Origin of the sequence: Streptomyces sp. NPDC021356 (genome assembly GCF_040641015.1) — a bacterium.
In the GTDB taxonomy this organism is placed as follows: Bacteria; Actinomycetota; Actinomycetes; order Streptomycetales; family Streptomycetaceae; genus Streptomyces.
Genome location: NZ_JBFACU010000035.1, coordinates 19,398 through 44,353, shown reverse-complemented (window position 1 = coordinate 44,353; position 24,956 = coordinate 19,398). Strand labels below are relative to the sequence as shown.

The following is a 24,956-nucleotide window of genomic DNA, read 5'->3' as shown; positions in this document are numbered from 1 at the left end:
GTGACGACAGGGCTCAGGGATGGACCAGGACGTGGGCGAGCGCCACTCGTCCGGTGCCGCTGAGGCGGATGCGGATGTAGCGGGCCTCGGTGCCGGTGTCCAGGAGGGTGGGGCGCAGTGCCTTGCCGGTGACGTGCGAGGTGGTGGCGTCGGAGAAGTCGGCCGAGGCGGCGAGTTGCACGTCGAAGTCGGACGTGGTCATGGCGCTGCTGTTCCAGATCTCGACCTGGCCGACGTGGTGGGCGGCGCCCAGGTCCACCTGCCACCAGGCGCCCGCCTCGGAGAGGGTGCGGGTGTCGGTGGTGGTGTCGCCGTCGGTGGCGCCGGCCGCTGCCGCCGTGCCGTCCGTGGAGGACTGGGTGGCGGTGCCGGTGCGGGCCAGGTCGGGGCGGAGTTGCTCGACGCGGCCCCGGCCGGCCGCGCCGGCGGCTTCTGCGACGTCGACGGCCTCGGCGGGGAGCCGGTCCAGCTTCGTGTGGTTGCCGGTCATGGTCGAGCCGGTGCCGGCGAGGGCCGGGGCGTCGGTGTCGGTCCAGTTCCCGGTGGCGCGGTTGTCGATGCCGTAGTCGGCCCAGTTGGAGATCCACTTGTAGCCGACGCGCGTGACGACGTTGCGGGCGACAGTGATGTGGCTGGACTGTTCGTCGAGGTAGATGCCGTTGCCGTCGCGTTCGGTGTTCCCGTACGCGCTGCGGTCGATGTAGTTCCCGGAGATGACGGTGCCCGGCTGGGCGCCCTGGGTGTAGATGGCGGCTCCGTCGTGCTGTGCGTCCTCGACCAGCATGACGTCGGTGATCCGGTTGTCGGTGACGCGGTTGTCGCGGAGCACGGACTGCCGGGCCTCGGGCTGGTTCCAGCCCCAGCCGACGGAGATCCCGGAGTACGGGAGGTCGTCGAGGGTGTTGTGGTCGATGACGGTGCCGGCCTCGTAGCCCGCCCAGATGCCCACGGCGTCCGTGTACTCCACGCCCGTGCGGCGGACGGTGTTGTACGAGACCGTGTTGCGGGCGCCGGTGAGTTCGGGGGCCGGCATGGGTTCCGTGTCACCGATGTACGCGGCGCCGGAGGAGAGGTCGGTGAAGCGGGAGCGGGTGAGCGTGGAGTCCTGGGTGCCCTGTTCGAAGACGACGCCCGCGCCGCCGAGGTGGGTGAAGGTGCCGCGGTCGATCACCACGTGGCGGCCGCCGCGGACGGTGAGGGCGGCGGCGGGCTTGGTGTAGTGGCGGCCCGCGTGGTCGACGGGGCCGGTGGCGCCGGTCAGGGTCAGGCCGGCCTGGGTGCCCGCGTAGCCCTCGTCGGTGTTCGGCTGCTGGTAGGCGGCGTAGGCGAAGCCGATGCCGCTGAGGCGGACGTCATGGGCGCCGTCGAGCACGAGGAGCCCTTCGGTGACCGGGGTGATCGCCCGGGAACGGCGCGGGTTCTCGCCCTTGCGGGGCAGGTAGGTGACGGTGCGGGCGGCCGAGTCCCAGACGAACTCGCCGGGCTCGTCCAGGAGTTCGCGGGCGTTCTCGAAGTAGGCCACACCTGTGTAGCGGGCGGAGTCGACGGTCGTCGTGTCCCAGGCGGGTCCGGTGCGGTCGGTCCCGGAGGTGGAGTTGGTCCAGCAGGGCTGGGCGAAGGTCATGAGGTCGCCGGTGACGGCGGCGATGCGGCAGTGGTAGTTGCGCCAGCGCACGCTGATGACGGCCTCGGCGTCGGTGGGGCGGGCCCAGTGGGCGACGCCGGCCTTCTCTGCGCCGCTCATGCCGGACTCGGTGGCGTCGCAGACGGCGGCGGCACAGGACCCGCCACGGGCGCGCACGGCGCGCCGGCCGTCGACGAACAGCTGGCGCGGCGTGATGCCCCCGGGCACCTTCGCGCTCCAGGTGCCGTCGCCGTTGACGGACCAGCCCGTCAGGGTCCGGCCGCCGGAGAGTACGGGATGCGCGCCGCGGGCCGCGGTCCAGGTGACCCCGGAGTCCTCCGCGCCGAGCCGCAGGGGGGCGTCCAGTTCGTACGTGCCGTCGGCGAGTTCGACGCGCACCTCCCGCCCGCTGACGGCGCGTGCGGCGTTGCGCGCCCCCTCCACGGAGCAGGGACGCCCCGGGGTGCACTGGGACCCCGAGCCGTGGGGTGCGGCGTACAGGACCTTGGGAGAGGGGGCCGCCTGGGCGGCGGGCAGCGGGCTGAGGAGCAGCGCGGCGCCGGTGAGGAGGGCGGCGCCGGCGGTGCGGACTGTGCGGGTGAGTGGTCTCATGCGATGACCTTCCGCTCGAACGGCCCGCCGCTCGGGGCGGGCCGGGGAGGTGGAGTGCGGCGGTTCAGGTTCAGGTTCAGGTGCGGGGCCGGGTGGCGTGTGGCCACGCCTGGGGGCCGGCGCCACCGTGTGGTACCGGAGGCGCGCTGCCTTCGGCGCGGCACCGGCCGGACGAGGTGTGCGGGGCGGCCGACCGCCGCCGTTCATGCCGTGGCCGTCCAGTCCGGATGGCCCGGCATCGGCGGGTTCCGCGTGCCGAACAGCCAGTCCCGCAGGAACCGGTCCAGCGACCGGTCGCCCGTCACGGTCACGGCGTGGGCGATGAAGTCCTCGCTGGTGACCGTACGGCCCTTGAAGCGGCGCGGCCACAGGCCCATGATCCGGTCGAACTTCCGCGGGCCGACGTGGAGTCGGAGGGCGTAGAGCACCAGCGCCCCGCCGTCGTAGATGTTGGTGCCGCCGAGGGCCTTGGGCAGTCCGGGCGGCCCGTCACTCACGCGGATCGCGTCGAGCGCGGCGTACGTCGTCTTCATCTTTCCGGCCATGTCGGACCAGCCGCGCTCCTCGCTGTAGAGCGCGGCGTAGTACACGGCCGGCCCCTCGTTGAGCCAGGCCTGCTGCCAGTCGTTCGGCGTCACGCTGTCGCCGAACCACTGGTGGGTCAGCTCGTGCACCATGGTGTTCTCGTACGTCGGGTCGCCGTCTGCGTCGGGCTTGAACCAGTTGGTGCCCATCAGGGTGAGCGTCGTGTTCTCCAGGGCGTCGGTGTACCCGTCGTAGATGTGGATGCCGTACACGGAGAACGGGTAGCGGCCGAACTTGGCCTCCAGCCAGGCGAGATGGTCGGGTGTGCGGGCCACGATCGGGGCGTACTCGTCCTCCCGGCCCCGCGGGACGATGTGCCGCAGCGGCAGCCCGGTGTGCGACGTGCCGTACAGGTATGTACCCTTGACGACGGCGATGCCGAGCAGTTCCGTCGGCATGCGCTCGCGCAGCGCGAAGTGCCATTCGGTCGCTCCGTCGGCGCGTTGGTCCTTGCCGGTCAGCACTCCGTTGGCGGCGGCGACATACCCCTCGGGCGCACAGATGTGGAAGGTCCAGGTGGCCTTGTCGGAGGGTGTGTCGTTGCAGGGCAGGAAGGTGTCGGCCCGCGAGGACTGCGCGGCCGAGGCGAAGCCGCCGTCCGAGCCGAACCTCCATCCGGTCAGTCCGGCCCGCTGCGCCTTGCCGTTGCCGTGGTAGGCGACGGTGACGCGGAACGGGGCGCCCTTGTGGAGCGGCGAGGGCGAAGTGACCGTCAGTTCCTGGCCGGAGTGGCCGAGGGAGAGGGCGTGGGAGGCGGGGCGGCCGTTCACCGTGACCGCGTCGATGCTGTGGCCGTCGGTGTCCAGGTTGAACGCCGACAGGTCCTGCGTGGCCCGCGCCTCCATCTTCACCACCGCCGTGAAGTCGTACGTCACCGGTGTGAAGTCGAAGGTCAGGTCGTAGTGGTCGACCCGGTAGCCGCCGTTGCCGAGGGTCGGGAACAGCGGGTCGCCGACGCCGTCGGAGCCGGGGCGGGGGTCGAAACCCGCGGCGCCGGCGGGCGAGCCCAGCACCGGTACCGTGACCGCGGCGGCGACCGCCGCCGCCGACGTGAGGAACGTGCGTCTGCCGGTGGTCACTTCTTCCCCTTCTGCGAGGCCTGCTCGAACTCGGCGCGACACGTGTCGCCCCCGGCACGGCGCCACTTCTTGACCAGCGCGTCGTACGCGGACATCGGCTTGCGGCCGGTGATCAGGTCCTTCAGGCCGTCGAGGTGGATGGTGTAGAGGCTGCCTTGTCCCTTGGAGTCCCAGGTCGGCGAGGAGTAGCTGAGGGTCGGGTCCTCGACGAGTTTCGGGATGAGCACCGAGTACGCCTCGTGCACGTAGCGGGCGGCGTCGGGGTGCGTGGCGCTGAAGAACGCGGGTGTCGCGGAGGCGAGCTTGCCCCACGGCACGGTCACGTCCTGGGTGCCCTGCTTGGTGAGGACGGGCGTGCCGTGCGCGTCCCGCTGGTAGTCGGTGTTCTCCACGCCGTAGTTGATGAGGGTGTATTCGAGGGAACCGAAGGGCGAGGCGGCGAAGTCGGCGAGCCGCAGCAGTTCCTTGACCCGCTGCTCGCCGGCCCTGGTGATGTAGCAGTTCTGCAGCGAGACGTTGTCGGTCCAGGCCACCGCGTCCTTGCCGACGGGCACCATGGGCCGTACGTCGAAGGACTTGTCGATGGCCCCCATGGCGTCGACGTATCCGGTGGCCGTGGTCAGGTACGAGGGCATGCCGTCGTAGACGTAGGCGGCCTTGCCGTTCTTGAACAGGTCCGTGTACTGGGCCTTCTGGGCCCCGGACATCTGCACGGTACCCGGGTAGTAGCAGCCCGCCTTGTAGAGCTTGGCGGCGGTCTCGACCGCGTACCGGTACTTGTCGTCCTCCAGCTGGTACCGCCACTTGCCGGTCTGCCGGTCGAAATTCCAGAAGTGCTGGGCACCGGCGGACATGGCGAGCAGGACGGTGCTGCCGCCGGTGAAGAAGTACTGCTTCTTCCTGGCGTCCGTGAGGTCCTTGGCCAGCTCGACGAGCCGTTCGATGCTGTCGATCTGGTCGAGGCCGGTGACGCCGGCCCGCCGGAACAGGTCGGCCCGGTAGAAGCCCGCGCCGCCGCTGCCCGAGCGGGCGATCGGGATGCCGTAGAGCTTGCCGCCCTTGATGGCGTCGCGCCAGGCGTACTGCGGGACGGCCGCGAGGTTCGGGTAGTCCTTGATCTTGTCGCCGGACAGGTGGGGGCCCAGGTCCGCGCACTTGGCGGCGAGGAACGAGCCCATGTCGTCGACGCCGCCGGTCTCCGGGTACATGAAGATGTCCGGCAGCTGGTCACCGGCGACCATCGTGGAGAACTTCGCCGGGTAGTCGTCCGCGGGCACGGCCGTGAAGTCGACCTCGGTGCCGAGCAGCTTCTCGATCTCCCGCCAGGCCGCGTTCTTGCCGCGCGCGGGCGGCAGCGGTGCGAAGGTCTCGGTGACGGCGGTGATCTTCTCGGCGCCTTCGAGCGGGGTCCCCCGGGTCGCGCGGACCAGTTCGGCCGGGTACTTCAGGAAGGCGTTCGGAACGCCCGCCGCGGTGCCGGGCAGGTCGGCCTTGATTCCGATGTTGCGCACGGTGGTGGTCGGCAGCAGCTTGGCGCTCTTGGCCTCGGCCTTGGCCGCGGTGCCGCCGTCGCCGCACGCGGCGAGCAGCGGTGCCGCGGCGACGGCGAGGCCGGCGCCCGCACCCCAGCGGAACAGGGTGCGGCGGTCGACGGATGTGGTGCCGGACATGGCGGAACTCCTCAACACGAGGGGGCACGGATCAACACGGGGGGACGGAGAGATTCAGGTGTGCGGAGAGATTCGGGTGCGCGGGGAGGCGGGGCGACTCGGGTGCGCGGGGACGCGGAGGCGATTCGGGTGCGGCCGGGGCGGCGCATGGGCGGTTCGGGTGCGCGCGGTCAGCCCTTGACGGCGCCGGTGAGGACGCCCTTGGTGAAGAACCGCTGGAGGAAGGGGTAGACGAGCAGGATCGGCACGACGGCGATGACCAGTACGGCCATCTGCACGGCCTGCTGCGGGGCGACCACCTCGCCGGCCGCCGCGGTGTCGAGGTTCTGGCCCTGGAGGATGAAGGTGCGCAGCACCATGGGCAGGGGCCACTTGTCGTTGTCGCCGAGGTAGAGCAGGGCGTTGAAGTACGCGTTCCAGTAGGCGACGGCGTAGAACAGTCCGACGACGGCGATGACCGCCTTGGAGAGCGGCAGGACGACGCGGATCAGGGTCCGGAAATCACCCGCGCCGTCCACCTTCGCCGCGTCGTACAGCTCCTCGGGCAGGTTCATGAAGAAGGCCCGCATCACGACGAGGTTGAAGGCGCTGACCATGGTGGGCAGGACGAGCGCGGCGAACGTGTTGTAGAGCCCCAGCTCCTTGACCAGGAGGAAGTTGGGGATGACGCCCGCGTTGAAGAGCATGGTGAACAGGGCGGTCATGAGGATGAACCGGCCGCCGACGATGCCCCGCCGCGACAGCCCGTACGCCATGCCGATGGTGGCGAGGAGGCTGCAGGCGGTGCCGGCGACGGTGACGCCGATGCTGACGATCAGGGCGCGGGTCACACGTCCGCCGGTGAACGCGGTGCGGTAGGCGTCGAGGCTGGGGTGGTCGGGCCACAGGACGAGCCCGTTGGACCTGATGATGTCGCTCTGCGAGGCGAAGCTCGTGCCGATCACACCGATCAGCGGGTACGCCACCAGGCCGACGACGAGCACGAGGGCGAGGCCCTTGAGGACGAGGCCGAACCGGGTGGGCTTCTCCATCCACGGGGGGCGGGCGCCGGACGGGCGCAGCTCTCCCGCCGTGGGTGCGGGCCGGCCCGCGCGCACGCGGCGCGTCTTCCCAGCGGACGTCTCAACGGTCAGCACCGCGGTACACCCCTTCATGACCGAGCCGGTGGGCGAACTTGTTGGCGCCGATGACGAGGACGGTGCCGATGACGGCCTTCACCAGGCCGACGGCGGCGGCCGTGCCCCACTGGTTGTCCTTGATGCCGTGGAAGTAGACGTAGGTGTCGAGGACTTCACCGGCCTCGGGGCCGACGGCGTCGCGCTGCAGCAGGATCTGCTCGAAGCCGACGGTGAGGATGTTGCCGAGGTTGAGGATGAGCAGCAGGACGAGCACCGGGGACAGGCCGGGCAGGGTGACGTGCCAGAAGCGGCGCCACCGGGCCGCGCCGTCCATGGCCGCCGCCTCGTACAGGCCGCGGTCGATGGAGAGCAGCGCCGCGAGGATGATGATGGTGCCCCAGCCGGCGTCCTTCCACATCACCTGGAGCGCCAGCAGCCAGGGGAAGGCGTTCGGGTCGGTCGTCATGTCGTAGCGCGGCAGGCCGAGGGATCCGAGCACGTCGGGCACGACGCCCGCGCCGCCCAGGATCTGCTGGAAGATCGAGACGATGATCACCCAGCCGATGAAGTGCGGCAGGTAGACGACGCTCTGCACGAAGCGGCGCAGCTTGTCGCTGACGATGCTGTTGAGCAGCAGGGCGAGCCCGATCGGCACGGGGAAGAACAGGACGAGCTGGACGAGCGCGATCTCCAGCGTGTTGCCGGTCGCCGACCAGAAGTCGGGGTCGGCGAAGGCCGTCGTGAAGTTGGTGAAGCCGGTCCAGGCACTGTGCATGTAGCCGAGGTAGGGCTGGTAGTCCTGGAAGGCCACCATGTAGCCGAGCAGCGGTACGTAGTGGAACACCACGAAGTACAGGAAGCCGGGCAGGCACAGCAGCAGCATCACCCTGTCACGCTTGAGTCGCTGCCAGAAGGTCTTGCGGGGAGCGCGGTCGACGGCGGTCGGTGGTACGGAGACAGTCATGGAGCGGTCCTGTTCGGCCGGTTGGCGCAGGAACTGGTTTCTGCGGCGGCAAGTTAGTAAGCGGTTAACCCCATCGTCAATAGATCCGCCGATCTGACGGACCGTGGAAACGCTGCGAACAGGCCACTTCTGCACCGCATTTCTGGCTGAAGCAGGACAACTCTCCTGCCGTATTTTCTTCCTGACCTTGACGGTGGAGCGACGTGCTCCCTAGCGTTCGGTACCGCCATAGAACACGTTTACTGTCCGGAGGCAGGGTGCGTACCACTGACGAGGCGCCGGTCGAGGCCACGGCCGCCGACGCCACACCGCCCCCGCGGCGGCCCCGCACGGTTCTAGCGATGGACCCCTCCGTCGTGGACGACGTCTTCCCGCCAGTCGTACGGGCGCGCCTGGAGGAGACCGCGGACATCCGGCCTCCGCGTGTCGTGGAGGAGTTCACCAGCCCTTCGGCGCGCGCGGCCCTCGCCGAGTGCGAGGTCCTGCTCACCGGCTGGGGCTGCCCGCCGGTCGACAGGGCCGCGCTCGACCGGGCGCCCCGGCTGCGCGCGGTGATCCACGCGGCCGGCACCGTCAAGACGTTCCTGAGCCGGGAGGCCTACGGGCGCGGCATCGCGGTCTCCTCGGCGGCGGCGGCCAACGCCGTGCCGGTCGCCGAGTTCACGCTCGCCGCGATCATCCTGGGTGCCAAGCGGGCCTTCCCGCTCGCCCGTCTCTTCCGCGAGCGGCGCACCCATCGCACCGACGCCGACCTGGACCGGCACCACTGGCTCGGCACCCGCGGCATCACCGTCGGCGTGGTCGGCGCCTCCCGCATCGGCCGCCGCGTCACGGAGCTGCTGCGCACCCTCGACGCCGAGGTGCTCCTGTACGACCCGTACATCGGCGACGCCGAGGCGGAGCTGCTCGGCGCCACCCGCACCGACCTGGACACCCTGGTGGCGACCAGCGACGTGGTGACCCTGCACGCGCCGGACACCCCTCGCACCCGGCATCTGCTCGACGCCCGCAGGCTCGGCCTGATGCGCCCGGGCACACTCCTCGTGAACACCGCGCGCGGTCCCCTTGTGGACACCGCCGCCCTCACGGAACACCTGCTGAGCGGCCGGATCGACGCCGTGCTCGACGTCACGGACCCCGAACCGCTGCCCGCCGGGCACCCGCTGTGGGACCTGCCCAACGTCTTCATCACCCCGCACCTGGCGGGCGCCCAGGGCAACGAGGTGGGCAGGCTCGGCGCGCTCGCCGTCGACGAGCTGGCCCGGTACGCGCGCGGGCTGCCGCTGGCCCACGCCGTGCTCCTCGAGGACCTGGAGCGGATCGCGTGAGCGCAGCGGCGCCGCACGCCATAGTCTCTGGGACGGGCCGAGCACAGGCAGACCAGTACGACCATCAGGGGGTGGGCCGGATGTCCCGGCAGAGTTCCACGGCACCCGGACCGGACGGCGGGGGTCAGGGCGAAGGACAGGGGGAGCGGAGCGGGCAGCGCCGCGCGACCGTCGTCGACGTCGCGCGACGGGCCGGGGTGTCCACGGCGACCGTCTCGCGGGTCATGAACCGCAACTACCCGGTCGCCGCCGCCACGCGCGAGCGCGTCGAGGCAGCCATGCGGGAGCTGGGCTATGTGGTCAACGCCCATGCCCGGGCACTGGCCGGCGCCTCCGGCCGCACCGTCGGCATCATCGTCGGTGAACTGATCGACCCCTTCTACGCGTACATCGCGCGCGGCGTCGAACGCGAGGCCACCGACGGCGACCGGCTCTGCCTGGTGTGCTGCACCCAGGGCGACCCGCAGCGGGAACTCGCCTTCATCGAGCTGATGCACGAGCGGCGCGCGGACGCCGTGGTGCTGGTCGGCGGCAGCGTCGAGGACCGCGCCTACAAGGCCGAACTGGCGCGCAGGGCCCGCGAACTGGACGCGGGCGGTTCGAAGCTGGTGCTGTGCGGACGTCCCTCGCTCGGTGCGGGCGTCCCGACGGTCGGGGTGGAGTACGACAACGAGGGCGGCGCCTTCGCGATCACCGACCACCTGATCACGCAGGGCCATGAGCGGATCCTCTACCTGGGCGGGCCGCCCGGCCTCTCCACGGCACGGGACCGGCTCGCCGGACACCGGCGCGCGCTCGAGCTGCGCGGCATCGGGCGGGATCCGCAGCTGGAACAGCCGGGCGCTTTCAGTCGCGCCTTCGGTTACCGGCGCATGGCCGAACTGCTGCGCGGCGGAGCGGGGTTCACCGCCGTGTTCGCCGCGAACGACATCGTGGCGGCCGGCGCGGCGCAGGCCATGGAGGAGGCCGGGGTGCGCATCCCGCAGGACATGTCGCTGGTCGGCTACGACGACATCCCGGTGGCCCAGGAGCTGCGGCCGCGGCTGACCACCGTCCGGATCCCGCTGGAGGAGATGGGCCGGCAGGCGGTGCGGGTGGCGCTCAACGGCGGCGACGAGGACGACTGGCGCGCCCCCACGACCGGGACGCTGCGTCTGGGCACGCACATCGTCGTACGGGAATCGGTGGCGGCGCCACGGGGAACGGTCGCCGTGAACGGGAGACCGCGCCGGGGCTGACGTCACGCGCCCTCCGCCCTTGATTACCCCGCCCCTTGATTCCTCGGGTCCTCGGGTTCCTGAGCCTCTGGGCTCCTGCGCTCCCTGCGCTCCCTGCGCTCCCTGCGCTCCTGGATACAGGCTCCTGACGTGCTCGATCCTGCTCGCAAGGAGCCTGGTTCGCATAGTAACGAACAGAAACTCGGCGTACCCCCTTGCGGCCGGATAGCAAACGCTTACATGCTGGCGCGCAGCTCCACCCGCTCGTCCCGCCCATCGCCTCGACGCCGTCCGTCCTCATGGGAGTTCCTGGATGCGCCCTGCCCACAAGCCTCTCCATGTCCCCGCCGAGCCCTCCTCCCCCGGCCGTCGCGCCGTGCTCGCCGCACTGGCGGGTGCCGGTGCGGCCGTGGCCCTCGGTGCCGGGACCGCGGCCGCCTCCCCCGCCGCGGTCTCCTCCCCCGCGTCGCCCACCTCCCCCTCGTCACACGGCGCGGCGGGCGGCGACACACTGCTCGTCAAGGCCTTTCCGGACGCCGAGACGGAACGGCTGCGGCTCGACCGGTCGCTGCGGGCCAGCGACTTCATCCCCACCGGGCGCTACGCGGCGCCCGGCGCGACCGTCGCCCTCCGGGTGCGGTCGGCCCACGGGGTGCTCCCGGTGCTGCACATCGGCACCTTCGACGACTACAACACGAACACCGACCTGAAGGCGCCCCGGGCATTCCGGCTCCGCCCGGGCCTGAACGAGGTCGTGGACAGCTACGGCGGCCCGGTGTACCTGAGCTTCGCAGGGCACGGGCAGCGTGCCGCCGTCACCTTCGTCTCCGGAGTCGAACGGATGGCGGTCTTCGAACTGGGCCGCACGAGCGAGGCCGAGTTCCAGCGGCGGATCGACACCGTCACCGACGTCCCTTGGGTCGAACTCGTCACGGAGCGGGCCATCCTGACGCTCACCCGCGAGGGCGCGCTGCTGTACCGCGACGAGGACCACACCGCGCTGATGTCGCTGTTCGACACCGTCATCGGCTCGCACGACCGCATCAGCGGCCTCGACGGCGGCCGGCCCCTGGACCGGCCCAAGGCGGGTCGCTACCACTTCAACGAGGTCAGCGTCGTCCCGAAGGGCGTCGGCGCGTACGCCTGGCACGGCTTCAACGGCTTCCCCCGCGCCTACATGGACCGCCTGTGCACCGTCAGCGGTCTCACCACCCGCGGCTGGGGCCTCTACCACGAGCTGGGGCACCTCAACCAGCAGGCCGCCTACCAGGCCGGCAGCCTCACCGAGGTCACCGTGAACATCTACTCGCTGGCGGCCCAGCGCACCCTGGGCCGGCCCTCGAACCTCCTGACGGTCGACCCGAAGACGGGCCTCGACTGGTTCCAGTCCGCCCGAGCGAAGCTCGGCACCCCCGGCCTCTCCTACGTCGACGATCTCGGCGCCTACGAGCAGTTGGTCCCGCTCCGCCAGCTGGAGCTCGCCTTCGGCGACGACTTCTGGCCCCGGCTGCACCGGCTGGTCCGCACGGAGCACCAGCACGACGCGCCGGTGGAGGACTACGACCACCCGCCGGCGGTCGAAGCCCGCCAGTACCGCGCCCTCGCCACCTACGCCTCACGCACGGCCGGCCGCGACCTGACGGACTTCCTCGTCGGCAAGTGGGCGATGCCGATCGACGCGCGGGGCATCGCCGAGATCGCCGCACTGAACCTCCCGAAGCCGGACATGGACCCGAGCACGCTCTCGGACTGACGGCGTGCCGCCCGCCCCCCATACCCCCGGACGGCCACGGACGGCGGCCATGGAAGGCGCGGACAACCGGTCTTCCGGGCGCTTCGACCGGGGCGGCACCTCCGCCGACGACACGGTGACGGCCGGGTGCGACCCGCGCCCCGGCCGTCGCCGTCCGCGCCCCTCGACCGGCACCGCACCCACCCTCGGCGCGCGTGGCCGTCCCTGTCCGCACCTTCGGTGCGTGGCCGTCACCGCCCGCACCCTCGGCACGGCCGTCCGCCCCGACCGCACCCGTCCTCGGCCGCTCCCCTCACCCGTTCGCCCGCTCGCCCGTTCGTTCAGGCCGTACCTCCCCCCGCCCCAGTCCACGTACGGATCGCCCCAAGGAGACGACACACATGCGCACCCCCGCATCCCCGTCCCGCCGCTCCGTCCTCGCCGCGGCCACGGGCGCCGCGCTCGCCGTCGGCGGCCTCGGCGCCGGCACCGCCCACGCCGCGGGCTCGGCCCACGCCGCGAGCACCGCCCAGGGCGCAGGCGACCTCACCGTGCCGCTCGTCGCCCGTCCCTCCGCCGAGGCGGAGCGGCTCCGCCTCGGCCAGGCCCTGCGCGCCTGCGAGTTCCAGACGACCGGCCGCTACGTGCCGCCGGCCACCGCCCTGCGCTGCGAGGTACTGCCCTACGACGGGCTGGTGCCGACCCTGTGGGTCGGGCAGTGGGACTACTACGGAACCGTCACCGAACCGCGCGGCTACCCGCTCAAGCCCGGCGCGAACACCGTGACCGACCCGCATGGCGGACCCGTCTACTTCACCCTCGAAGGCAGCGGGCAACGCGCGGCGGTCCGGCTCAGGAGCGGCTCCGTGCCCATGCCCGTCTTCACGCTCGGGCGCACCGCCGAGGCCGACTACCGGCACCAGTTGGACGCGTACACCGATGTCCCGGTCGTCGAGCTGCACGGGCCGCGCTCGATCGTGACGCTCACCCGGGACGGAGCGCTGCTGTACCGGGACGAGGACCACGCGGCGCTGCTCGGCCTCGTGGAGCAGATCATCGACGCCGAGTCCGACGTCAGCGGCCTGGACGGTTCGAAGCCGGTGCACCGGCCCAAGGCCGGCGGCTACCACTTCACCGAGGTGTCGGTGGTGCCGTCCGGCGTCGGCGCGTACGCGACGCACGGTTACAACGGGTTCCCGCGCGCCTATCTCGACCGGGCCACCACGGTGGAGGGGCTGCGCACCCGCGGCTGGGGTCTGTACCACGAACTCGGCCATCTGCACCAGCAGTTCGCGTACAAGCCGTCGGGGCTCACCGAGGTGACGGTGAACATCTACTCGCTGGCCGTGCAGCGCGCCCTCGGCCGGCCCTCCAACCTCCTCACCGTCGACCCGAAGACGGGCCTGAACTACTTCCAGTCCGCGCGGGCCAGGTTCGGCACGGCGGGGCTGACGTACGAGAAGTCCTTCGGGGCGTACGAGAAGCTGGTGCCGTTGCGCCAGCTGGAGCTGGCCTTCGGCGCGGACTTCTGGCCCAGGCTGCACAAGCTGGTGCGCGAGGAGAACCCGCAGTCGGACTACACCGATACGGCCAAGCGCTACCGGGCGCTCGCCACGTACGCCAGCCGTGTCGCCGGGCGCGACCTCACCGACTTCTTCGTCACCACCTGGGCGTTCCCCATCGACGCCGAGGGCCGGGCCGAACTGGCCGCGCTCCGTCTTCCCGAACCGTCGACCGACCCGGCCACACTGACCGACTGATCCCGGAGGAAGAGACCCGCCATGGACCTGAGCAGACGCCAGACCCTCGCGCTCGCCTCTGCGGGCGCCGCCGCCTCCCTCGTCGCCCGCGCAGGTGATGCGAGCGCCGCCACGGCGTCCGCCGACGACCCGTACGAGCCCCTGCTCGACCGTGCCGCGCGGCAGCTGACCGGCGGCTCCTTCGACCCCGCGGACCCGGACTTCGCCGCCGCGCTCGCCGCCCTGGACACCCAGGCCTGTGACTGGTGGCGGCGGATCGACACCTCCGAGGGCCGCACGGCACTGTGGGCGGACCTGTCCCCCGCCTCCGACCCCAACATGTTCGGCCAGAGTTACCCGCGCCTGCGCACGGTCGCGACCGCGTGGGCCACGCCCGGCACCTCGCTCACCGGGCAGGCCGCGGTGCGCGACGGGATCCTCGACGCGCTCCGCTTCCTGCACACCACCGGCTACAACGCCTCCCGTCGCGAGACCGGCAACTGGTGGTTCTGGGAGATCGGGGCGCCGCGCGCCCTGATGGACATCTGCGTACTGCTGCGCGCGGAGCTGCCCGCGCAGGACCGTGACGCCTACGTGCGGACGGTCGCCGCGTTCGTCCCCGACGCGGATCGCCGCACCAACTCCCCCACCCTCGCCGAGACGGGCGCCAACCGCGCCGACAAGGCCGTCGTCGTCGCCCTGCGCGGGCTGCTCGCGGGCGACCCCGCCGCGCTCGTCCTGGCCCGCGACGGCTTGTCCGACGTCCGGGACAACGGCAGGAACAGCCTGTTCCAGTACGTCACCTCGGGTGACGGCTTCTACCGGGACGGCTCGTTCGTGCAGCACTCCGACGTCGCGTACACGGGCACGTACGGCAGTGTCCTGCTCGGCGGCGCCGGCCAGTTGATCGCGCTGCTCGCCGGTTCCGACTGGGCCGTCACCGACCCGTCGGTCCAGGTGCTGTACGAGGCCGTCGAGCGGAGCTTCGAACCCTTCCTGTTCGACGGACTGATGATGGACGCCGTGCGCGGCCGTGCGATCTCCCGCGAGCGCGCGCGGGACCACGTCGACGGGGCTGCCGCGGTCGCGCACATCCTCCAACTCGCCGACGGCGCACCGCGAGGGTACGCGGAGCGCTGGCGCGCCGCGGCCAAGGGCTGGATCCTGCGCAACACCAGGACGCCGTACAGGACGCTCGTCGGGATCCCGGACCTGGCCCGCGCGAAGGCCCTCCTCGACGATCCGGACGTGCGGCCCGCGGACCGCCTCGGCGGCCACTTCGTCTTCGCCGACATGGACCGCGTGGTGCACCGGCGCCCCTCGTGGGCGTACGCGCTGTCGCTGTCGTCGCGGCGCATCGCCGCCTACGAGGCGGGCAACGGCGAGAACCTGCACGGCTGGTACACCGGCGACGGCATGACGTACCTGTACGACGGCGACGACCCGGACGCCTTCGGTGACGCCTTCTGGCCCACCGTCGACCCGTACCGGCTGCCGGGCACGACGGTGGACACCCGCGCCCGGACCGATCTCGGGACCGGCGGCGGAACCGGCACGTTCCGCCCGCGGAACGCGGTCGCGGGCGGGGCCGTGCTCGACGGCCGGTACGGTGCCGCCGCGATGGAACTGATCGCGGACGGCTCGACGCTGCGGGCCAAGAAGGCGTGGTTCTTCCTGGACAACGCGGTCGTCGCCCTCGGCGCCGGGATCACGGCGAGCGACGGCAGGACCGTGGAGACGGTCGTGGAGAACCGGAACCTGCACGCCCAAGGGACGCCCCGGCTCGTCTTCGACGGACACCGCCAGCCCGCGCGGCAGGGGTGGTCGGCCGCACTGGACGACGCCCGCTGGGCCCACCTGGAGGGCACGGGCGGGTACGTCTTCCCCTCCGGCGGGCCGCTGCGCGCCCTGTGCGAGGAACGCACCGGCACGTGGAGCGCCCTCAACACCGGCGCGGACACCGGCGGCAGCACCACCCCGGTCACCCGCCGCTACGCCACCCTCTGGTTCGACCACGGCCCCTCCCCCGTCTCCGCGTCCTACTCCTACGTCCTGCTGCCGCGCGCGACCGCCGCCGCGACCCTGGCCTGGTCCCGCTCCCGCCCGGCGCGCGTACTGGTCAACGACGCCACCGTCCAGGCCGTCGCCGCACCCCGTCACGGCCTGCTCGCGGCACACTTCTGGGCGGCGGGCTCGGTCGACGGACTCAGCGCCGACGGCCCCGGTACGGTCCTGGTGTGCCGCCGCGAGGAGGGCATGACGGTGGCGGTGGCGGATCCGGGCCGTACGACGACGACCCTGACCGTCCGGCTCCCCTTCCCCGTGCGCGAGGTGGTCGGCGCCGACGACACCGTGTCCGTCGTGCCGGGCCGCCACCCCGTGCTCACCGTCCAGGTGGGCGGCTCGCGGGGCCATACGCACACCGCCCGCCTTCGGTGAGAGCGGTCCGGCCTGCCCGCCGCCCCGACCACCCGTATCGCACGCCGTCCGACGAAGGAGCCAGCGAACCACCATGCCCGCGCCGCACTTCCCCCTCCCGCCCACCGACCGCGTCCGCTCCCCCCTGACCGGCTGGACCAGGGCGCACTGGGAGGCCCTGGCCGACCGGCAGCTGGCGGCCCTGCTGCCGTACGCCACCGAGGGATTCGCGCAGTACCGGCTGCCGGGCCGGACCAGCTGGTCCGGGGTCGTCTCGGACGGCCTCGAAGGATTCGCTCGGACATTCCTGCTGGCCTCCTTCCGGATCGCGGGCGCGGGCGGCGACGGCGGCGAGGGGGCCGACTCCACGGCCGTCTCCCACCTCATCGAAAGGTACACGCAGGGTCTGACAACGGGCACGGACCGTGACAGCGGCGAGGCCTGGCCCGCGCTCACCGACTGCTCCCAGCAGATGGTGGAGGCCGCCTCGATCGCGCTCGCCCTGCACGAGACCCGCCCCTGGATCTGGGACCGGCTCGACTCCCGGGCGCAGGAACGGGTCGTCGACTGGTTCTCCGGGTTCGTCGGCGCACGGACCTGGGACAACAACTGGCGCCTGTTCCAGGTGGTGTCGGAGCAGTTCCTCGCCTCGGTGGGCGCGCCGTACAGCCAGGGCGACATCGACGGCGGGCTCGACCGGATCGAGGACTGGTACGTCGGCGACGGCTGGTACACGGACGGCGACGGCCGCAACTTCGACTACTACATCGGCTGGGCCATGCACCTGTACCCGCTGCTGTGGTCCCGCATGGCAGGGCCGGACGGGGACGGCGGGCGCGGCGCCGTCTACCGGGAGCGGCTGGCCCAGTTCCTGACCACCTACCCGCAGTTCTTCGGTGCGGACGGCGCGCCCGTGCACCAGGGGCGGTCGCTGACGTACCGCATCGCGGCGACGGCGCCGGTCTGGCTGGGCGCGCTCGCCGACTGCACCCCGCTCGCCCCGGGTCTGACCCGGCGCCTGGCCTCCGGCGCGGCCCGGCACTTCGCCGAGCGTGGGGCGCCGGACGAACGGGGGCTGCTGCCGCTGGGCTGGTACGGCACGTTCCTGCCCGCGACGCAGGCGTACTCGGGGCCCGCGTCGCCGTACTGGGCGAGCAAGGGGTTCCTCGGCCTGCTGCTGCCTGCCGACCACCCGGTCTGGACGGACCGTGAACTGCCGCTCCCCGTGGAGCGGTCCGCGCAGTACACGGCGCTGCCCGCGCCCGGCTGGCTCCTGCACGGCACCCCGCACGACGGAGTCGTCCGCCTGGTCAACCACGGCAGCGACCACAACTCGCCGGACGGCCCGGGCAACGACGATCCGCACTACGCCAAGTTCGCCTATTCCACGGCCACCGCACCGGAGTCCGCACCGCACGCCTGGGCCCGCACGGTCGACAACCACATCGCGCTGCTCGCCGGCGACGGCACCCCGTCACGGCGCCGCCGCATCCATCCCCTCACCTGCGAGGGACGCCGCGCCTCGTCCCGGCACGCCGTTCAACTGACAGGCTCGGAGGAGGAGTTCCCGATCGAGTCGACGAGTGTGCTGCACGGTCCGTGGGAGCTGCGCGTGCACCGGGTGCGGGCTCCCGAGGGCGTGACGGTGCGCGAGGGCGGGTACGCGATCGCGGACGAGATGCGTCCGCAGGTGGAACAGGGCCCCGGCTGGGCGCTGGCCCGCACGGAGTCGGGGCTGACCAGCGCCGTGGCCGCGCTGTACGGCTGGGACGAGGAGGCGGGCGTCGCGCGCGAGGTCGAGGCGAACGCCTTCGGTCCCCACTCGGCGACACCGTACCTGCGAGCCGTGCGCCACCCGGGCGGGGACAGTGTCCACGTGACCTTGGTGGTGCTGACCCGCGACGTCGTGCACCCCCGGGCCCTGCGCGAGTCGATCACGTGCACGCGTGCGGACGACGGGCAGGTGACGGTCACGTTCCCGGACGGCGAGGCGGTGACGGTCTGAGTGGACGTCAGCACTGGTGTCCGGCCCGGTGGGTGGCGAGCAGCGGGCGCAGGTGGGTGTGGGACCAGGCGGCCAGGGTGGTGGGTGTGGTGGTGTCCGGCTCCCGGGGCTGCTCGGGCGTCAGCGTGCGGGTGCCCGCGGTCATGTCCACGATGCCGTCGACCGCGCCGGGCGGCAGGCCGGCCGCGGCCAGCGTGCGACGGGCGTCGTCGTCGCAGACCGGCCGCAGCCGGATGTCGCGGTCGAGCGCTGTCGTGAGGATCTCCGCGACGCGCCGCCACGAGAGGTCCTCGGGGCCGTGGACGCCCTGCACGGTGCGGCCGTCCCAGGTGTCGTTCAGCAGACGGGCGGCGGCGATGTCGCCGATGTCGCGCGGGTCGACCCAGGGCAGCGTCCGGTCCGGGTCGTCGGTGGTGGTCAGCCGGCCGGCGGTCAGGTCGTCGAGGGCGGGGAGCAGGTTGGTGAAGAAGTAGCCGCAGCGCAGGTGCAGCACGTCGGCGCCGGTGGCGTCGAGTTGTTCCTCGACGGCGGCGAGCCCGTCGATGTGGCCGGCGCCGTGCCGCATCTCCGCGCCGACGCTGCTGAGGAACACCACGCGGCGCACACCGCTTTCCCGCACGGCCGCTGCCAGGCCGGCCCCGGTGCGCCGCGAGGTGCCCACCGGGTCCTCGACGGTGTGCGGTGTCGGGTCCACCAGGAAGGCTGCGGTGGCGCCCGCCATGGCGTCGCGGACGAAATCGGCGTCGGTGAGGTCGCCGCGGCGCGCGTCCACCCGTTCCCGGATGTCCGGCTCCAGCCGGGACGGGTCGCGCAGCAGGAGGCGGGGGCGGGCCCCGGCCTGGAGCAGCAGCCTCACGACCCGCGAGCCGACGTGGCCGGTGGGGGTGGTGACGACGACGGTCATGCGAACTCCTCGCTGTCGTGTTCCTGGGTGCGCCGTACCGTAACGGCCCTTGCGGCCGGAACCTGACCGCAAGGGTGCGAGGCTGGGCACATGAGTCACCCGAGCGGCCGAATGCTGGAGTTGTTGTCGTTGCTGGCGGGCGGGGTGCCGCGCAGCGGGGCGGACCTCGCGGCACGGCTCGGTGTCTCGCCGCGCACGTTGCGCAGGGACGTGGAGCGGCTCAGGGACCTGGGTTACCGGGTGCGGTCGGCGCGCGGCACCGGCGGCAGTTACCGGCTGCCCGCCGGGCAGGGCGTGCCGCCCCTGCTCCTGTCCGAGGAGGAGGCGGTGGCCACGGCGGTGGGGCTGCGGCATGCCGCCGCGGCCTACGGCGGGACGGCCGGGCCCGGTCCGGCGGACACCGCACTGCGCAAGCTGGAGGAAGCGCTGCCCGTGCGGCTGCGGGGCCGGATCGCGGCGCTGGCGGCGGCCACGCAGGTGCCGCCCGGGCCGGGCCGGGCGGGCGGCCCAGGCGGTCTCGACACTTTGGACCGGCTGGCCACGGCCACGTATGTGCGCTCCCGCGTGCGGTTCCGCTACACCGCCCGGGACGGCGGCGCCGGTGAGCGCCGTGGGGAGCCGCACCGCCTGGTGCTTCTGGCGCACCGCTGGTACCTGCTGGCGTGGGACGAGGACCGCGCGGACTGGCGCACCTTCCGGGTGGACCGGATCGCGGGCCTGCGGGTGCCGGGCGCGACGTTCCCGCCGCGCCCGGTTCCCGAGGCGTCCGCCGGGCTGTTCTCCCGCCCCGGCGAGCCGCGGGGCGCGGTGCTGTTCCTGGCGCCGGCCGGGGCGGTCGCGCGGCGGCTGACCGCGCGGGCGGGCACGCTGGAGCCGACCGGCCCCGACCGCTGCCGGTATCTCACCGGTGCGGAGGACTGGGACTGGCTGGCGGGCGCCCTCGCCGCGGTGGGCCTGCCCTACCGCGTGGAGGGCCCCGAGGAACTGGCGCGCGCCACCCAGGACCTGGCCGCGCGGGCAGCCGCAGCCGCTGCGCCCCCGGCACGGGCCTGACGTCGGCCGCGCAGGACTTGCGGGACGGCCGTGAGCACAGGGGGCGAACGGATCCGGCGAATCGGAAGGGTGATCAGTTGCCCCTCAGGGGCGCAGTTCGGATGATCTCGATCGGCCCCGCGGCGGGCGGGGCGGCGGCGGGTGGACGCCGCCCCGCCCGTCACGGCCGGGCCGTCAGGAGTCCTGGATGGTGATGAAGGGGTCCCACTGGAAGTACCCCTTCAGCTGCCGGTGGCGGTCGAGTATCTGGAAGTAGAAGTGGTAGACGACCTGGCCGACGCTCTTCACCGTCGTGCGCCAGTAGTGGTCCTCGTACTTCTGCGTGACGAAGTCGGGGCTGCCCTCGCTCCCCTCCTTCGGCAGCGGGTAGACACCGTCGATCACCTCGATCTCCGGCGTCCTGATGAGCGTGTGGTCGCGGTCGTTGCTCACGTACCGGTACAGCAGGGCCTTGTAGTCGCTGCCCAGGGACAGTGTCGTCTCCCGCCACCGGATGGTGTCCCCGGGCTCCGCCCGCAGGTTCAGCTCGGCGCCCGATGTGCCGACGATGTGGTCGTGCCGCGTCGTCATGTAGATCAGGCTCTGGTCGACGTAGGTCGGTGCGTCGGGATTGCGCGAGGCGTTGGGGTTCTGCTCGACGATGGTGGCGGCGTCGAACGCGATCAGGACGTTCAGATCAGCCATGTCTTTCCCCTCGGGAGTGAAGGCGTCTGGGGTCGATGTGCCGGCGAGTCGCGGTTTTCTGAGGTCGAGGGTCGTGGGAGTCGGAGCTCCCGGGAGTCGCAGTCCCCGGCAGTCGGAGGTCGGAGTTCCGGGAGTCGGAGGTCGGCTACGAGGGTCTGGGCACCTTGTAGGCCATGGCCCTCGGATAGTCGTGCCGGTCCAGGCGGACGCGGACCAGGAGGGGGCCGGCGTTGACCGGGTCGTGCGGGTCGGCGAGGCGGGCCAGCAGCTCGTCCAGCTCCGCGGGGCGGGCGATGGTGAGGCCGCTCGCCGGGGTGTCTTCGCCGGCGAAGACGGCCGCGAGACGGTCGTAGTGCCAGGGGTGCAGGACGTTGTAGAAGTCGGGTTCGGCACGGTCCTGTCCGCTGTAGTACTCCGGGTGCACCAGCATCTGCTCGATGCCGTAGAAGTGTCCGTTGTCCAGGACGAACACCACCGAGCGCAGCCCGAGGCGGGTGTGGGTGGAGATCTCCTGGCAGGTCTCCTGGAAGGAGCCGTCGCCGACGAACACCATCGGGCGGGCGCCCTCGCGTTCGGGGGCGAGTGCGGCGCCGGTGGCCGCGCCGACCGACCAGCCGATGGAGAGCCAGCTGATCTGGGACAGGAAGCCGCCGGCGGGCAGGGACAGGTTCATCGAGCCGATGAGGGAGAACGCGGCGTCGGAGACGACCGTCCAGTTCTCCGGGGTCTCCTGGCCCAGGAAGTGGTTGATCCGGTCGAACAGGCCGTCGTACGTGAGCCGTTCGGCCCGCGGGGATCGCGGAGCGCTCACGCTCAGCGAGGCGCGGTGCTGCGCCAGCCCCGCGGGGCGGTCCTCCCGCGCTCCCTGGTAGCTGTAGGACTCGGCGTAGTAGTCGGCGTACAGGCCTCCGGTGCCGTAGGCCTTCACCAGTGCGTCCTGGAGGGCGGGGAGCAGGTGGACGAGCTGGACGTCGGGGAAGTAGGAGGTGCCGACGCTGACACCGCCGTGCGCCGCCATCACCCAGTCGGTGCCCACGCACTGCTCGCCGCCGAGGTTCTTCGACGTGGACCAGGCACCGAGGCCGATCCGGCAGGTGGCCCAGTCCTTGAAGACCGCGCGCACGTCCGGATGGCTGGCGTGGCCGTTGTAGACGCCGTGGAACTGCGGCAGTTCCCCGTCCACGACGGCCTTGGCGCCGACGGTCGTGCAGAACGGAACGCCGGTGGCCTCCACCAGGTCGACGAGTTCCCCGCCGAGCCGGTACCGGTCGGTCTCCTCACCGGCCCACACGATCGGGCGGGGCCTGCCGTCCGGGCCGGGGTGCTCCTGGATCAGGGTGAGGATCGCCTGCACGGCGTCCTCCAGCATGTCCCGGCCGCGCGCGCCGAGGGGCCGTTCGCGGCGGACGATCGGCTGCGCCGGCTCGGGGCAGGGCTCGTCCCAGAGGTCCTCCATGACCTCCAGGTAGACCGGCCTGCGCTCGGAGAGGCAGGCGGTGAGCGCGGTGTCGATCTGGGCGGGCGCGAGGCCCGGGTGTGAGATGACCTGGGCGTCCACGGTGACCTGCCGGTAGACGTCCAGGTTGCTCTCGGCGCGCGGGCTCATGTGCGAGGTGAGCAGGCCGACGGCGCGGAAGTTCTGCCACTGCTCGTAGGGCGGGCAGGCGTTGACGGCGATGAGGGGGACCTGCTCGACGTACGCGCCGCCGCAGGAGTTGAGCAGGTTGAACGCGCCCACGCTGTACGTCACCGCCGCCGCGCCCACGCCGTGGATACGGGCGTAGGCGTCGGCGGCCTGTCCCGCGCCGCCCTCGGTCGGCGTGCCGACCCATTCGACGGCGCCTTCGGCCCGCAGGGTGGTGAGGAACGGGCCCAGGTGGTTGCCGGGTACGCCGAACAGGTGGGTGATGCCCAGCTCCGCCAGCCGCAGGGCGAGGTACCGGGCCACCGTGCAGGTGGGAATGGTGTCGTTCATGAGGCCTCCGGCTCCCGGTCCGTGCCCGAGTCCGCCCGCTCCGGGCCCGGCACGGTGACCGGTGGGGCCTGGTGGACGGCGAGGGCGGCACGGACGGCGCTTTCCAGGGCGCCCTCGATCCAGGCGTGTTTGAGAGACGTGTGCTCGCCCGCGAAGTGCACCGGGCCCTCGGGGCGTAGGACGTCGAGGTGGAAGCTGGTCATCTGGTGCGCGGTGTAGATGGCGGCCTCGCCGAAGGCGTAGGGGTCGCGGGCCCAGCTCTGGGTGGCGCCCCGGCCGGTGAAGAACACCTCGACGCGCCGGCCGTGCAGGGCCTGGAGGTTGCGCAGGGCGTAGAGATAGCGTTCCGCCTTCGGCATGGAGTCCCAGCGTGCGGCGTCGTCGGACCAGGAGTACGAGGCGAGGACCACGCCGCCGCCGGTGCCGTCAGCGACCGGGTGCGAGGGGTAGTACGTGAACCGGTTGGGGTTGTCGGTCGCGGAACCCCCGCCGAAGCAGTGGGTGGCGGGCCGGACGGCGGGGCCGCGCAGGGGCAGGCTGCCGTCGATCTGCCGCATCTCCTCGGTGACGAGGCTGCCCTTGACCGCGGCGCCGAGCAGCCCGGCCTCCGGCGCGGGCAGCGTGGGCACGGCCGCGGACCCGGTGTCCGGCTCGTTTCCCCGCCGGTAGTACTCGTACAGGCCGGGCGCGATGCCGTCCAGCGCGTCGCGCCAGTCGGCCTCGGTGAACTCCCACCAGCGGTGGCTGAATTCGAGCAGCACCTTGGTGGCCTGGTCGTAGTGGGTCTCGATGACGGCGCGGCGCTTCTTGTACGACATCGAGGGGACGATCTCCACGAAGCGCAGGGCGGAGAACGGGATGGTGACGACGGCCAGGTCCGCCGTCCACAGCCGGGGCAGTTCCTTCGGATCGCTCTCGTCGAGGGTCTGCACGGCCACGCCCCACCCGTCGGGCCCGACCGCTCCGGTGCCCTCCGGGTCGGTGTCGCGGCTGGGGTCGTGGTACTCCAGGCGGATCACGCGCTGACCGAGCCGCACCTCGTCGCGCAGCCCCTGGTAGAGGGCGTGGGGCAGGCGCCAGCTGCCGCCCGGTATCTCCCAGTAGCGGACGGCGGGGTTGATGTCGCTGCGGCTCAGGAAGCTGTGGAAGAAGGAGAGGTGGAGCCGCGAGGACATGTTCTCCAGGGTTCCCACGGCCTCGACGGCCTCGTCGCTGAGCCCGGCGCGGTCACGCAGGAAGGAGCCCATCGAGCAGCCGTCGAAGTCGCGGATCACCCGCGCCCAGCCGTCGACCCACTCGTCGAACGGCTTGTTGACACGCCGGCCGTCGACGACGTCGGAGTAGTAGTCGCGCACGCTCTCCAGCGCGTCGTCCACCATCCGCACGACGGGGGCGCGGACCTCGTCGTCGGTGAGGTGGAAGCCCTCGTTCATCCGCTCGGGACCTGCGGCGTACTCCGCGCGCCGCACCTGGACGCGGTTGGCGCGGATCCAGGAGTTGCCGCGCTTGTCGGGTTCACGGAAGTCCGGGCTGTCGTCGCCGTACGTCCACGTCCGGCCGGTGAAGGAGGTGTACGTCACCGGCGGGACGGGCACGTCCGGGCCGCTGCCCGTGTGGGGATCGACGTCCACGTTGTAGAACTGGCGCCGCCCGAGCCCGAGTTTGTCGACGAGGGCGAGGACGAGCGGATGGAAGTCGGGCAGCCGCATGGCCCCGGCCTCGGCGTACTGGGCGGGGTCGGCGAAGGGCTGGTGGCGCTTGGTGGTGCGGAAGGTCTTGATGCGTCCGCCGACACGGTTGGCGTTCGCCTCCAGGATGGTGACGTCGTGCCCGGCGTCCTTGAGCAGCCGGCCGGCGACGAGTCCGGTGATGCCGGCGCCGATGACGAGGATCTTCTTGCGCGGGTGCCGGGTGGGCCCGAGGCGGCCCGTGTCTATCAGGGTGTGCAGGTATTCGAGCTTGAGATCGCTGCCGTCGGGTCCGACGAGGAGGAGTTCACGGGCGAGCCTGAGACAGGTCTGCCAGCGGGCACGGGTAGCGGAGTTGTCCCGTGGAGTGTCGGTCATAGCCTGTGATCGTAGATATACAGAAACGGTTTCGTGTTTCCCCCGGCGGAAAAGTCCTGAAACTGCCGACAGGGCTGAGTGACGCGATTTCGACTCGCTCGGAAATTCGACAGGAAGGTGGCGGCAACGCGGAGGGTGCCGGTGGGGCGGGTGGGGAGACGGGGGCAGCCGAAGAAACAATTC

16 protein-coding genes are annotated in these 24,956 nt (G+C 72.1%); 7 read left to right on the top strand and 9 right to left on the bottom strand.

Annotated elements, in window-relative coordinates; translation table 11 throughout:
* Window positions 1-13: 13 nt before the first annotated feature.
* The 5 genes from AB0G56_RS33810 to AB0G56_RS33790 form a co-directional block, all read right to left on the bottom strand.
* Window positions 14-2,236, bottom strand: a complete 2,223-nt coding sequence (locus AB0G56_RS33810; RefSeq protein WP_360977272.1) for a right-handed parallel beta-helix repeat-containing protein — start codon at window positions 2,234-2,236, stop codon at window positions 14-16.
* A 203-nt stretch (window positions 2,237-2,439) separates the two neighbouring features.
* Window positions 2,440-3,900 carry a M1 family metallopeptidase gene (locus tag AB0G56_RS33805; protein WP_360977270.1) on the bottom strand — a complete coding sequence of 487 codons (1,461 nt, stop codon included), beginning with the start codon at window positions 3,898-3,900 and terminating at the stop codon, window positions 2,440-2,442.
* On the bottom strand, window positions 3,897-5,570 hold the full coding sequence (locus tag AB0G56_RS33800) for an extracellular solute-binding protein (RefSeq protein WP_360977267.1): 1,674 nt from the start codon (window positions 5,568-5,570) through the stop codon (window positions 3,897-3,899). The genes AB0G56_RS33805 and AB0G56_RS33800 overlap by 4 nt, the downstream gene beginning before the upstream one ends.
* A 170-nt stretch (window positions 5,571-5,740) precedes the next feature.
* A complete protein-coding gene (locus AB0G56_RS33795; RefSeq protein ID WP_360977412.1) occupies window positions 5,741-6,601 on the bottom strand; it encodes a carbohydrate ABC transporter permease in 861 nt (286 codons plus the stop codon).
* A 91-nt stretch (window positions 6,602-6,692) separates the two neighbouring features.
* Complete coding sequence (locus tag AB0G56_RS33790) at window positions 6,693-7,652, bottom strand: ABC transporter permease subunit (RefSeq protein ID WP_360977264.1); 960 nt, start codon at window positions 7,650-7,652, stop codon at window positions 6,693-6,695.
* A gap of 341 nt (window positions 7,653-7,993) precedes the next feature.
* Between AB0G56_RS33790 and AB0G56_RS33785 the strand changes: the two genes are divergently transcribed.
* The 6 genes from AB0G56_RS33785 (at window position 7,994) to AB0G56_RS33760 (ending at window position 18,091) form a co-directional block, all read left to right on the top strand.
* Entirely contained in the window at window positions 7,994-8,980 is a 987-nt protein-coding gene (locus AB0G56_RS33785) for a hydroxyacid dehydrogenase (RefSeq protein ID WP_360977261.1), read from the top strand.
* A gap of 71 nt (window positions 8,981-9,051) precedes the next feature.
* The gene (locus tag AB0G56_RS33780; protein ID WP_360977258.1) at window positions 9,052-10,218 is read left to right on the top strand and encodes a LacI family DNA-binding transcriptional regulator; all 1,167 of its coding nucleotides are present in this window, start codon (window positions 9,052-9,054) and stop codon (window positions 10,216-10,218) included.
* Window positions 10,219-10,510: 292 nt separating this feature from the next.
* The gene (locus AB0G56_RS33775) at window positions 10,511-11,950 is read left to right on the top strand and encodes a M60 family metallopeptidase (RefSeq protein ID WP_360977255.1); all 1,440 of its coding nucleotides are present in this window, start codon (window positions 10,511-10,513) and stop codon (window positions 11,948-11,950) included.
* A gap of 380 nt (window positions 11,951-12,330) precedes the next feature.
* Window positions 12,331-13,689, top strand: a complete 1,359-nt coding sequence (locus AB0G56_RS33770) for a M60 family metallopeptidase (protein ID WP_360977252.1) — start codon at window positions 12,331-12,333, stop codon at window positions 13,687-13,689.
* Window positions 13,690-13,710: 21 nt separating this feature from the next.
* Window positions 13,711-16,107, top strand: a complete 2,397-nt coding sequence (locus AB0G56_RS33765; RefSeq protein WP_360977249.1) for a polysaccharide lyase 8 family protein — start codon at window positions 13,711-13,713, stop codon at window positions 16,105-16,107.
* Window positions 16,108-16,180: 73 nt separating this feature from the next.
* On the top strand, window positions 16,181-18,091 hold the full coding sequence (locus tag AB0G56_RS33760) for a DUF2264 domain-containing protein (protein ID WP_360977246.1): 1,911 nt from the start codon (window positions 16,181-16,183) through the stop codon (window positions 18,089-18,091).
* Window positions 18,092-18,098: 7 nt separating this feature from the next.
* Here the strand turns inward: AB0G56_RS33760 and AB0G56_RS33755 are convergent, their stop codons facing one another.
* Window positions 18,099-18,995, bottom strand: coding sequence for an NAD(P)H-binding protein (locus AB0G56_RS33755; protein WP_360977243.1), 897 nt, complete (start codon window positions 18,993-18,995; stop codon window positions 18,099-18,101).
* A gap of 90 nt (window positions 18,996-19,085) precedes the next feature.
* Here AB0G56_RS33755 and AB0G56_RS33750 point away from each other — a divergent pair, with 90 nt between their 5' ends.
* Window positions 19,086-20,048, top strand: a complete 963-nt coding sequence (locus AB0G56_RS33750; protein WP_360977240.1) for a WYL domain-containing protein — start codon at window positions 19,086-19,088, stop codon at window positions 20,046-20,048.
* 174 nt (window positions 20,049-20,222) lie between these two features.
* Here the strand turns inward: AB0G56_RS33750 and AB0G56_RS33745 are convergent, their stop codons facing one another.
* The 3 genes from AB0G56_RS33745 to AB0G56_RS33735 form a co-directional block, all read right to left on the bottom strand.
* Window positions 20,223-20,732, bottom strand: a complete 510-nt coding sequence (locus AB0G56_RS33745) for an inclusion body family protein (protein WP_360977237.1) — start codon at window positions 20,730-20,732, stop codon at window positions 20,223-20,225.
* A gap of 145 nt (window positions 20,733-20,877) precedes the next feature.
* Window positions 20,878-22,707: a thiamine pyrophosphate-binding protein gene (locus AB0G56_RS33740; protein WP_360977234.1), complete on the bottom strand. Its 1,830-nt coding sequence runs from the start codon at window positions 22,705-22,707 to the stop codon at window positions 20,878-20,880.
* A complete protein-coding gene (locus tag AB0G56_RS33735) occupies window positions 22,704-24,773 on the bottom strand; it encodes an FAD-dependent oxidoreductase (protein WP_360977231.1) in 2,070 nt (689 codons plus the stop codon). Before AB0G56_RS33735 ends, AB0G56_RS33740 begins: the two co-directional genes overlap by 4 nt.
* Window positions 24,774-24,956: the final 183 nt, after the last annotated feature.